The organism is Pantoea folii (assembly GCF_056678875.1).
The window spans coordinates 61718-74195 of record NZ_JBWXON010000012.1 but is presented as its reverse complement, the minus strand read 5'-3'; the positions used below and the strand labels follow the sequence as shown (position 1 = coordinate 74195).

Below are 12478 nucleotides of genomic sequence, written 5' to 3'. Positions count from 1 at the left end.
ATTTTCTGGATGTGAATAATGCGGACCAACACGCCTCAGACGGCAGCAGTGTTCGGGCATAAAGACAAGCTGTTTTCAGCACAGCTCATAAGGAAATCTGAGCATAAATACAGAGAGAGGAGTCTTGTGTTGCCTGCCGTACAGCTCATGGACAATCAGCTGCCTGCCACTCTGGATCCTGACTTCCAGGACCGTCGTGACGCTGGCTGCGGCATTGTTTTCAGCTGATGCGAAACGACTGCCTACCAGTGTGGTCAGCTCCGCCTCGTTTAACCTCAGTATCATGCACCTCTGTTCCATAAAGACCAGCAATCTAAAGAGGGTAGCTTAAAAGCGGACATCCCATGACATTTGCACGCCTATTTCTGAAAATGTCATCTTTCAGGCACTCATCGCTCATGACGTGCCCGTACTTATCGTTATACCGCTTGAAGTAATCGACGTCGATGAGGATAAGCGAAACCGGAAAGCTGTCTTCCTCCTCCGCACTGAGTGCATCATGCAGAAACCGGTCAAACCCCCGGCGGTTGGTCAGTCCCATCACACTGTCGGTGTAGGCAAGACGCCCCAGGCAGGGATTCGCGGCCGCCAGTTCACCCTGAAGTCCTAACAGTTGCTCCTGAAAACGCTGGCTGTTGCGGGCCTGTCATACGATAAAAAGCCCAAGTACAATCACGGATATCAGCAGCGCAAAGCTGCGCGCCACGTCCTGCAGGCGGCTTCTCAGCCAGCGCCGGAACAGGGTGTATTCATCGTAGCCGGGAGCCTGCCTGTCAACACATGACATACTCCGCAGTCTGTTTCACCATGTATGTCTGGTGCGCAGAACAGACTGGCCAGTCATGAGGGGGGCATCGCGAGGGAGAAACGCCCTCTGGGTCGAGGTTAATTATCTCTGTCTCCCCTGCGGAGAATACTTAACAGTGTCTCTCTCATTCAACCATTCTTCTGACAGCACTGGCTCGTAGATGAAAAGCCTGACGGGCACAAACTGATAACTACAGGTAAGCCGTTACTTCTCTAATCCGACCCCATTTTCATATGAATACATTATTGGTTTCCTGAAGGTCTCGGAAACATTCGTATTCCCGGCTCAAATATTGAGGTCTTATGACTTCCTCTTCATTACCCAGAATGACCAACTGTGATAAACCACCGTGAGTGGAACAATGATGGCCGATCCGATTAAAACGAAAACCTGAGTGGTTTGAGGTGCTGCGCTCTGATAAATGTCTAATTTATTCATCAAAATCCAGGGGCGCATGCCAATACATCCTCCGAGGTAGATTAATGCTAAAAACGCCTGAGTAAAAACCAGCAACATTAACGGTTGTCCTCGCCAGAGTCCCCAAACCTGTAGGCAAGCCGCGGCAGCCGCCATCAGAATCACCAGTTTCCCAGTTAAAAGTCCCCAGCATCGATCCCACAGTGGCATATTAAACCGCAGCAGTACTGCAAAAATCAGCAGTGAAACCAGCCACCATATCCAGCACCAGGCTCCTGCAAGTGGAACCGTTGCTTCGCCCAGCCGCCAGCGAACCCAACAGCAGGCCATGAGAAGATAAACAGTAACGAGCCCCAAACCCGACAACAATCCTGTCAGGCTGAGGATATCAGCCATTGCGTCCGGCTGCGTGCTCAATACAGCATTCATACACAATCCCTGAATTAAAGCCGCAAGCCCTGAGCAGACAATCATCATACGATCGAGCCAGCGTTTAAGCTTCACCCCCGCTTCAGCACGATACTCCAGCGCCAGCGCGCGCAGAAACAGGCATAAGAGCATGATGAAAATGGGCAACGCCAGCGAGCTCATCAACAGGCTAAAGGCGGCAGGAAAAAGCGAAAACATGCCACCCGCCAGAAGTACCAGCCAGATTTCATTTGCGTCCCATACTGGCAGAAGCGTATGAGTCATTTTTTCCCGCTGCTCCTCAGTCCGAAACCAGAAGAACAGCATGCCGGTTCCAAGGTCTGTTCCGTCCAGCAGAATGTACATCAGTAAAGAAAAGCCCAGAAGGACCGCTGAGAGTTCTGCCAGAAGCATGTTCAGCCTTCCTTAATTGGGTGTTTTCAGGGCAACGGCAACCATACCTGGCTTTTCAGGGATAGGAGCAGAAGCGTGGCGAAGGAGATATCTCAGACCCAGCGTGAAACCAGAAGCGTAAACAACCAGGATTAACCCAAAGATGATGACAGTTGACGTCAGTGAAAGGGTGGAAACACTATCAGAGGTGCGCAGGATGCCATATACCGTCCAGGGCTGTCGTCCTACCTCAGTCACTACCCACCCCGCAATGAGCGCGGTGAAACCTGACGGTGTCATGCAGACCAGCCAGCGCAATAGTTTACTGGACTCACTGAGCCTGCCACGTCTGTGTTGCAGTAAAGCCACCAGCGAAGTCACCAGCATCAGCAGACCAAGCCCAACCATTACTCGGAATGCGAAAAATACGGGAGCAACAGGAGGTTGATCGGCTCGCGGGAATTCACTGAGGCTTTTAATGTGATCCGTGAGATTATGGCGCAGATAAAGCGAGGCAACGTCCGGAACCGATATTTCCGCCACGTTACGTTGGGCCTGTTGGTCGGGCCAGGCGAAAAGACGTAGCGGCTCACCCTCCCCTTGCGGCGGCGGCTGCCAGCTACCCTCCATAGCCGCCAGTTTGGTGGGTTGGTACTTGAGCGTGTTCTCGCCGTGGAGATCGCCGGTTACCATCTGCAGCGGCACGGCGAAAAGCGTCAGGATCAGTGCGCTCTTCAGCATGAGTTGAGAAGCCATTTCACCCGGAAAGCGCAGCAGGCGCCATGCCGCAATACCCATCATAAAATACGCGCTTCCGATTAGCGCGGCGGTCACCATATGGGAAAAGCGCCAGGGAAACGAAGGTGCTTTCAGGAGAAGGAAAATACTTTCAGGAATAAAGTGCCCGGCGTCATCTTGGGTAAAGCCCACCGGGGTCTGCATCCAGGAATTGGCGGCCAGAATCCAAAAGGCACTTAACAACGCGCCGAAAGCGACCATGCAGGTTACGACAAAGTGGACATGCGGGGGGATCCGGCCAAAGCCGAATAACATCACGCCAGTGAGTGCCGATTCCAGAAAAAAAGCGGTCAGTACTTCATAAAACAGAAATGGTCCGATTATTCCGCCCGTTTGCTGGGAAAAAGCAGCCCAGTGCGTACCAAACTGAAATTCCATAACAACACCTGACACGGCTCCTACCGCTACGGTCAGGGAAAATATCTTTATCCAGAAGTGCAGCGCATCACGTGCAGCAGTGTTTTTTTGCCACAACCACTGAGCTTCAAACCAGACCAGCAGGGGCGCAAGACCCATGGTGAGGGCTGCCAGTACGATATGCATCGCCATGGTCAGAGCAAACTGAACGCGTGCAATCAGCAATACCCATTCAGCTTCATTCACGAGTGGGCTTTCCGCTATAGCGTGTCACCGGGGGTTCTTCCTCACGTCGTATCTCCGTGACAAAGGTTTCCAGCACCGCCATCAGCGGGCGGAGGCTTTGCCAGAGCTCATCGTCGTTAAGCAGTTTGACGATGCCCCTCAGACCTGGTGCTTTCTGGTTCTCGCTGACCTCACTGGCGGTTTCCGTGGCCATCACCGCCGCACGCAGCGCCAGAAGAATGTGGTTAAAGCGTTCAGGAGGAATGCTTCCTACAGCCATCATCATCAGGGACAGGTTCTGTACCGCATTACGCGAACCGGGGCGGTTGAGCCCGGCCACCAGAATTTTTCCAATTTCGCTGTTTGCCTTAACCATATCGTTGGCCAGTCGTATAAAACCGTGCTGGTGCAGATTCTCCAGTAGTTCACTGAGCGCGTCCAGCGCAGTTGGCTCATCCTTAACTGGCGGTACGGTGTAATTGAGTCGCTGTGCCATCAGTATTTCTCCGGATGATCGCTGTGTTCGGGCGGTTCGCGGTAACCCTGCTGCTGCCATTTTTCCTCAACCGGCAGATGAGAAACAGGGGTGCGTTGCCCGTAGCGGAAATTATGTAAGGATAAGGGATCTGGCTGAGTGGGGTGGTCGATCCGCGTCATTTTCACCGCAATTTCTTTATAAGCAGGCGTATTGACGTCGGGATCGTGATGGTCGCCTGTCAGGCTGTTGATCCCCTCTTTTCCATGGTGAATGGGAATAAACAGGACGTTACCCGCTACGCGTGAGGTCACGACCACCGGCACCTCAATTTTACCGCGTCGGGAACGCAGGATGACCCATTCGCCTTCTGACAGCTGACGCTCAGCGGCCAGCTCAGGAGAAATTTCGACAAACCAGTTGGGCGAAAGTGACATTATGCGGCCTCCCTGCCCGGTCTGATTTGTTGACTGGAAGTGTTCGAGCATGCGCCCATTGTTAAGCAACAGGTCGTAGTCATCATTCGCCTCTTCCATGGGAGGCTGCCAGCTGAGCGGATAGAGCCTTGCTTTACCATCGGGGAAATGGAAGCGCTCGGTGTAAAGCAGGGGTGTACTCTGCCCGTCAGGCGTAACCGGCCAGACCTGTGACTGCCAGCCGACGAGATTTTCATAACTCACGCCAGCAAATATCTCCGCGATACCCGCGGCTTCAGCCATAATTGCGCCAGGACTGGGGAAATGCCAGTGGTGGCCTAGACGGGCTGCAAGGTCGGTGAGAATGGCCCAGTCAGGTCGGCTGTCGCCCAGCGGTTTCAGCGCAGGGGAAAAATGTTGAATACGCCGTTCGGTGTTAACAAACGTTCCTTCTTTTTCAATGCTCGGGCACCCCGGAAGAACCACGTCCGCGAACTCTGCCGTGCGGCTCATGAAAATGTCCTGAACCACCATAAATTCCAGCTGACTGAAAGCTTCATGTACTTTGGTTGAGTCAGCATCAGAAAATGCGGTTTCTTCCCCTATCACGTACATCGCCCGAATCGTGCCTTCATGGGCATGCTGTACCATCATGAAGTTATCAGCACCGGGCTTATCGGACAGCGATTCCGGGGAGATATGCCAGGCGTGGGCCCATTTTTCGCGTGAAGAAGGATCGCTGACCTTTTCATAGCCGGGATAAACGTTGCTGAGGCAGCCAAAGTCGCTTGCCCCCTGTACATTGTTATGGCCACGCATTGGATAGCCACCCGTGCCCGGTCTGCCGTAATTCCCGGTGACCAGCAGCAGGTTTGAAAGCGCCGTGCTGGTATCCGCACCATGGCTGTGCTGCGTAATCCCCATGGCCCACAAGATACATACGCTTTTAGCCCGACCAATTAACTCTGCCGCTTCCTGCAGTTCTTCGACAGATAGTTCCGTCACGGCACTGGCAAATTCCAGCGTAAACGGGGCAAGTGAGGCCTTATACTCCTCAACTTGATTAACACGCTGTTCAAGGAAAGACAGATCGGCATAGCCTTGCTCAAAGGCATACTTTGCCATCGCAGAAGCCCAGACCATATCCGTACCAGGGCGGATGCGCAGGAAGCAGTCAGCGCGCTCCGCCATTTCATGTCGGCGGGGATCCACCACCATCAGCTTCTGGCCCTGATGCTTGTGGCTTTGCTTGATATGGGCGGCGATGACGGGATGATTCTCAGCAAGATTGCTCCCCAGGGTAATGATGAGATCCGCTTTCTGCAAATCCGTGATGGTGCCGGCATCTCCGCCGTATCCTACCGTGCGAAACAGCCCCTCAGTGGCGGGGTTCTGGCAGTAGCGTGAAGAATTGTCGACATTGTTTGTTTTGAAAATCAGGCGCGCAATTTTTTGCGTCAGATAGGCCTCCTCATTACTGGCCTTACTGGAGCCGATAAAGCCAATCGCGTTTCCACCGTGACGACTTTCCACGGTGCGCAGCCCTTCCGCCACACGCTGCAGAGCTTCGTCCCAACTGGCCGGGCGAAACTGAGCGTTCTCACGAATTAACGGTGTCGTCAGGCGGTGCGGGCTGTTAACAAAGTCCCAGCCGAACTTCCCTTTGATACAGGTCGAAATTCCATTAGCGGGTGCTTCCGCCACCGGCTGGATTTTCATGATGTGGCGATCGCGCGTCCATATTTCGAAACTGCACCCCACGCCGCAATACGTACAAACCGTTTTTGTCCGCTTGATCTCTGCCTGCCGCATCGCATTATCAATAAGCGAAACGCCAGTAATAAGTTCCATGCCGATGCTGGGCTCCAGCGATTTCACAAAATCAATAAGCGGTCGCTTGAGATCCGGCTCCATAGCCGTAAAAGGACCACTGTCGGGTTGCATGGTTTTCTCAAGCAGCGCATTACAGGGACAGACCGTTACGCAGTGACCACAGCTGACACAGCTGGAACCTGCAATTTTGGTCCCTCCATCCCACAGTACGCGCGGATGCGGCGACTGATAGTCAATCGAAAGCGTTTCGTTGACTTCAACGTTTTGACACAGCGCCCGCAGAGAATGCACTGGTCCGGATCGTAGGTGTAAAAAGGATTGGAGGTGTCTTTTTCCGCAGGCTTGCGTTCGTAGGGGTAGTACTGAATCGGAATATGCATATCGGCTACCGTATTGTGTAGCGTGCAGTCTCCGGTGTTGTGTTCACATACGGTGCAGTAAAGTTCATGACGCTGGAGTAAGCGATCCATGCCCTCCTGCTGGGCAGCCTGCATCATTTCGTTCTGGCTGTTAACCACCAGCCCGTCTCTTGTCGACAGCGTACACCCTCGTACTTTTATGCCGTCGGCTTCGACCCAGCAGACATCACAGCTCTGTAGCGGCGGTAACGCCGGGTGATAGCAGACATGCGGCAGCTTTTTCCCCTGGAGTTGCAGGAAATCAATTAGAGGTTGATTAACCGCTCCGGTCAGTCGCTCACCATTATATACAATGCTACAACTCGCTTCTCTCATTAATCGCCTCTAAAGTGACTGACCGGAATTAACCGTTATTGATACTCGCGGGATTATAAAGTTATGTATTCAGCTTAGTGAGCAAAATCAATATTGCAATGCGTTGTTCTCGCTTGTAGATACTAATGAACCTTTGCTGAAAAAAAACAACCTGCGAACCCATTGATGTAAATAAATAATTTCCCCGCACCTGTCGTTTTTTATTAACTTAAAATAATCAGGATCGTTTATATTAGCCCGTACACATTTTCATGTAGTGGTTGAAATTTATTTTGCAAACCATCTCAATCTGGGATGTTTTGGTTATTGCAATCCATATTAAAAACAATGAGATGTTTCACGTTGCGTCTCGTTATAAAATGAGTGCAAATGGAAATGGATAACAAAAATTTAAGTAAGTAGCTTTGGGTTCATTCTGTCATCCTGCACGTTCTCTTTGCAGGCTCGTTGAGCACGCATTTTTGGATCTGACGGAGAAAAAAGCTAAATAAATAAACCTAACGATTCCTGCTCAATTCAATCCCACTGATTTAAACGCTACGCTTAATTATTTCACCTGTTTCCACTTTGTTACGTGACAATCATCGCATCTTTGCCAGGCTTGGTTAACATGCTAATCAGGAGGTTAAGATGAATTCATCCACAAACAAGACGCTTCTTACGCAGGAATATCCTGAGCCGCCTTTTAAACAACAACACTAACCCATTCCTGGACTGGCCAGTAAAATGGAACCGCGGCCAGACCATGGTGAAACAAGCTATCGCGGCACTGGTCGCCTTAGTGGTCGTAAGGCGCTGATAACCGGTGGGGATTCAGGTATAGGTCGGGCCGTTGCTATCGCCTACGCGCGTGAAGGCGCCGATGTTGCCATTAATTATCTTCCTGCCGAGGAAGAAGACGCGGCGGAAGTGGTTAAATTAATCGAAGCGGAAGGACGCAAAGCCGTGGCAATCGCCGGCGATATTCGTTCTGAAGAATTCTGCCAGCAACTGGTTAAGGACGCGGCGGAAAAATTAGATGGCCTGGATATTCTGGTCAACAACGCCGGGCGTCAGCAATACAATGAGTCTATCCGTACGCTTTCCACAGAAGATTTTGACGCCACGTTTAAAACTAATGTATATGCCATGTTCTGGATAACCAAAGCGGCCCTCGAGTTTTTGCCTGTGGGGTCTTCCATCATTAATACCTCTTCGGTACAGGCTTATGAGCCGAGTGCCATTTTGCTGGATTACGCCCAGACCAAAGCGGCGATTGCTGCCTTTACAAAAGCTCTTGCGAAGCAGCTGGGTAAGCAACAGATTCGCGTAAATGCCGTGGCACCCGGGCCTTACTGGACGGCATTACAAGTCTCGGGTGGACAACCACCAGAGAAAATCGAACAGTTTGGTGCCACCGCTCCGCTGGGTCGTCCTGGCCAGCCAGCAGAAATTGCCCCGCTTTATGTCACTTTTGCTGAAAACTCTAACAGCTTCACTTCTGGTCAGGTGTGGTGCTCTGATGGTGGCACAGGCACCATTTGATATTCACCAAAGGAAGCACCATGTGGTCGCCAGCTCGACCACATGGGTAACTTTTCTGGCCGGAAATTAATACTCTTTTTAACGGATAAAGGAACTACCTTAATAAACTCTTTGTATTAAAGATATCTTTCAGGCCCAGCAGCGCCTGGCATGTCTGCCAGGCATGAAAAAAACGATGCTGAAACTTCAGCTTCTGATTTACTTCGTGAGATTGCTGTAATTTTTTTCAGGCGCTACTTTTTTGGCTTAGTAATTTGCTAGTCACGGTCTCAGCCGCCCGTTTACCTGCCAGGAAAGCATGGTCAGAATTGTAATACTCCCATTCGCTGTACCGACCCGAGAGTGTTATGTCTTGATGCTGCAACCATTCACGAATTAACGAGACATTTTTTCTCCGCTGGTGGTCATACACTACATATGCGTACGGCATATCGACCTGATGCGCGCAGAGTATTTTATCGTTTTCGCTAAATAATCCCACGCGAATGCAATCTTCAATACAGCGTTGAATAAGTGCCTCACCTTCCAGGGGCAAAGGATACTCAGGACAATAGGTCATCTCACACGTCAGACCAAATCCCCCTTCGGGATTACAATGCGGGCTGGCGTTACCCTGCAGGAAAATACGGTGGAATACCGTGTCGCCAGGATAATAAATCCAGTGCTTGTCGCTGAGATCGGCGCGATCTATGCCCAGATTAACGCAGCGTACCGATACATACCGCAGCGCCTGCGCGGCGCTTAGAATTAATGCAGGCGCGTGGCTGCCAATCAATCGGATCAGCTCTGGCAGTGGTAAAGTGCTGATCAGCTGCTGATAACGATAATATTGTCCATTGGTTAATTCTACTGTTCGGGTTTGCGGGTCAATGTTGACGATCTCTGCTTCGGTGTGTAATTGCCCAGTAAGAAGTGGAAGAAACCCATCCATCAGCGCCTGGAAACCGCCAACCAGGGGATAACCGAAACGGGCATTAGGTCCGAGTTGTTTTGCCAGCGGTGCCAGTGCACCTGTAATGATCTGACTGAGATCGGGTAAAGGTACGCGGCCGCCAAGCCACGACGTTTCCATTTCTGTTAATGGAATTTTCCACAGCTTGCGGTTGTAAGGAATAGCAAAATGCTCGGCGATGCCTTTTCCCCATGTGGAATAGATAAAGCGCTCAAAATTGTCTGTTGGCTCAATCACTGGCGTCACGCGGCATTCAATGTCGTTCATGCCGCCATCGGCACAGCAATCCTCATGCAAGAGTTCATTTTTACCCTGCTCTGATTCGTTAGCAACCGTCAAACCGTACCGTGCTTCAACCGCACCCAGAACACACTCGGTGATGACGTTCACGGGTAATCCGTGTAATGCAGACTGAAACGGATAGCGCGTATAGACGTCGTGGCTGTATACCCAGGCTTCACGCGCTTGCCAGTGCTGGTTATCGCCCAGTAGAAGATCATAAAGTTTCAGTACATAAGGGTCGTTGGTAAACATGATGTGGCCAGCATGATCGAAGGTAAAGCCACGATCGTGAATCGATCGGCACCAGCCGCCGGTCCGCGCCTGCTTTTCCAGTAGCACCGCGTTCTTACCATAATGATAAGCAGCGCTCAGCCCAGTGGGTCCGCCGCCTAAAATCAGGCATTCCGCATGCGTGGTGGCAAGCGGCGTCCTGGTGTTTTCCGCCGGGACTCGGCTAAACCTTTTAGTTGATGCTGTATTTTCAGATAACGTTTTTTGCGCTATCAGCGCATACATGGCCTCTGCCGTTTGATCCCATGACGTATGAGCGACGACGGCAGCCATACTCGCTGCCAGTGACTGTTGCTGCTGCGTGGTATATTGCAGCGCCTGGGCACACAAGGTGATAAAGTGCTGATGTGAATCCGCAATGCTGACTAAGTGTGTGTAGTGTTGCACCACATCAGGGATTGCGCTGCTGACAATCGGTAAACCGGCCGCCATATATTCCAGGACTTTTGTAGGACTGATATATCTTGTCGCCTCGTTCAAAGCAAAAGGCATTAAACACACATCCCAGTCGGCCAGAAAATGCGGTAATGCCGCATAGGGCTGCTGTCCAAACCAGTAAATGTTTTCCCGCTGCGGTAGTGTCTGCGGATCGATTTTTACCACAGGCCCCACCATGATGATTTGCCAGTCGGGATGCGCATCGGCCAGGCTTGCAATCAAAACGAGATCCAGGCGTTCATCAATCACGCCATAATAGCCAAGCCGCTGTGATGGCAACGTTTGCTGTAATGGATGGCCATTGCTGCGATCCCGTGCTTGCTCAAAATGGGCAGCATCGACGCTGCTGGGAAAACAGTACACTGCGTCGTGACGGTTTTTCTTTGCCTCATATAAACTGCTGCCGCCGGTGAATACTAAATCGGCGCACTTCAGTAAGGCGGACTCACGTTGACGCAGTTGCAGGGGCGCTTTTTCAAAAGCCGATAACTCATCCATGCAGTCATAAATAATGGCAGCTGGTTTAAAGCCCGCCAGCAACGGTAAGGCCATTGGGGTATAAAACCACACCAGCGGGTGCATATTATCTTCTATTAGATCAGCCAGTAGCGGTTGTAGTACCGCGATTTGCCTGTCGTGGAAGCCAGGCGCCTCAACATTAGAATGTGGCACAACCACCTTCACGTTAGCTGCTGCTTCAACGTGTTTGAGATAAGGTTCACCGTTGTGCCAGATCGGCTCTTCAATGAATATCACCCGGTAATGTTGCGCCAGACGGGACATCAGATGCTGTGGACGTTGATAAACAAACTCCCAACGCAAATGACTGAACACAATTAATGTTTGATTATGCATAGCGGATTCCTTTGGCTGTTCGTCTCGAAGAAGAAAAGACTGGAAGCGTTGTAATTGACGCTGACATTGCAGCAATGTCAGGGCGTAGGAGTGATGTAAAACCCGGGCATCGGGATCAACGCCATCACATCGGACATCCCAAAGTCCGGCCTGGGGCCAGTGCTGTGGATCTTCCCACAGCGGGCGATCAAGTATCGGATACAGACATATGCCGGTTACTTCGACACCTTTTAGCTGAGCCTGGGCGACCTGAGCGGTGATGTCGTTGAGCCACGCCGCTCGGCCGCTGCCCACATGACTCGTCTCTGCGAGTAACAGCGGTGTGTTATAGCGTTGATAAACGGTGGTGAGCATGCTGTGCAAAGGTTCGCGACGAGCATCCCCCAAATGCCATGCCAGCGGTAAACCTGAAGAGGCTTCCCATTGATTACTGTGATAATAATTAACTCCGACCATATCGAGTAAAGCTGGCGCCCCACCCAGTTCGGCATGCGTTCGCCCCGCTAACATATCCCACGCCTGAAACTGTGCCTGGTTCATCACCGCAGCGTGTGTATGGCTGGTGGCATCGGATTGATCTGCTACCAGGTGAATAATGGGATCACAGTGTAAAAACCGGGCGCGGGTATCAGCAGCCTTAATGGCGTGACATGCCGCCAGCGCCGTACGCACCAGTTGTTGCTTTACGGCGTCCGGATCACGGACGCGCTCATCGTGTCCTGCAGGGAATAATCCAACCGAGATCCCCCAGCTCAAAAAGGAGATTTCATTGATTGGTGAGTAGACGGGTGGCTGGTGATAAAAGGGCCGCAAATAATCGGCGATTTGATAGCTCCATTCAGCAAAGCGGGCAATAAATTCAGATGAAAACAGCGGCAGATTTTCCGGCCAGCCATAGTGACAAAGCGTCCAGTTAATCTGAATGTTGTGCTGTTGCGCGTGGTGCATTCTTTCACTGAGATTTTTACGATGCTGCTTTACATTGCTTTCGGCGAGCCGCCAGCCGATACTTTCCCGGACGGTCTGAATACCGAAGTGTGACAGGTTGGCATAATCTTCATTGCATCGGCTGATATGGGCGTTTGCCTCATTCATGGAAAGTCGTAATCCGTGAGGATTGATATGATCTGCCCCTTCAAATCCTCCCTGCCAAAAACTTTGGAATGGCGTCATGAGTCCCCCGGGAAAACTAAAACATAGATTGGTATGCAAAAGGAATGCAGATTATTTCGGACTGCTAAATTCGAAATGGTCGTAAAAAAAAGAATAAAT

Annotated in this window: 5 protein-coding genes and 2 pseudogenes; 1 reads left to right on the top strand and 6 read right to left on the bottom strand. The window is 51.3% G+C overall.

Annotated features, from left to right (window positions below):
- Positions 1 to 313: 313 nt before the first annotated feature.
- The 5 genes and pseudogenes from AC1MDE_RS14995 to fdhF all read right to left on the bottom strand — a co-directional run bounded on the left by AC1MDE_RS14995 (position 314) and on the right by fdhF (position 6864).
- Positions 314 to 571: a diguanylate cyclase domain-containing protein gene (locus tag AC1MDE_RS14995; protein WP_479397773.1), complete on the bottom strand. Its 258-nt coding sequence runs from the start codon at positions 569 to 571 to the stop codon at positions 314 to 316.
- Positions 572 to 1108: 537 nt separating this feature from the next.
- Positions 1109 to 2047 (bottom strand): cytochrome d ubiquinol oxidase subunit II, encoded by a 939-nt coding sequence (locus tag AC1MDE_RS14990; protein WP_479397704.1) that lies wholly within the window; start codon positions 2045 to 2047, stop codon positions 1109 to 1111.
- A gap of 12 nt (positions 2048 to 2059) precedes the next feature.
- Positions 2060 to 3427, bottom strand: a complete 1368-nt coding sequence (locus tag AC1MDE_RS14985; protein WP_479397703.1) for a cytochrome ubiquinol oxidase subunit I — start codon at positions 3425 to 3427, stop codon at positions 2060 to 2062.
- The gene (locus AC1MDE_RS14980) at positions 3420 to 3902 is read right to left on the bottom strand and encodes a DUF1641 domain-containing protein (protein ID WP_479397702.1); all 483 of its coding nucleotides are present in this window, start codon (positions 3900 to 3902) and stop codon (positions 3420 to 3422) included. The genes AC1MDE_RS14985 and AC1MDE_RS14980 overlap by 8 nt, the downstream gene beginning before the upstream one ends.
- Positions 3902 to 6864 (bottom strand): annotated as a pseudogene (gene fdhF / locus AC1MDE_RS14975) (formate dehydrogenase subunit alpha). The gene AC1MDE_RS14980 and the pseudogene fdhF overlap by 1 nt, the downstream one beginning before the upstream one ends.
- 630 nt (positions 6865 to 7494) lie before the next feature.
- On the opposite strand from fdhF, the pseudogene AC1MDE_RS14970 reads away from it, so the two are divergent.
- Positions 7495 to 8388 (top strand): annotated as a pseudogene (locus AC1MDE_RS14970) (SDR family oxidoreductase).
- Between the two features lie 226 nt (positions 8389 to 8614).
- Here the strand turns inward: AC1MDE_RS14970 and AC1MDE_RS14965 are convergent.
- Positions 8615 to 12379, bottom strand: a complete 3765-nt coding sequence (locus AC1MDE_RS14965; protein WP_479403012.1) for an FAD-dependent oxidoreductase — start codon at positions 12377 to 12379, stop codon at positions 8615 to 8617.
- Positions 12380 to 12478 lie beyond the last annotated feature (99 nt).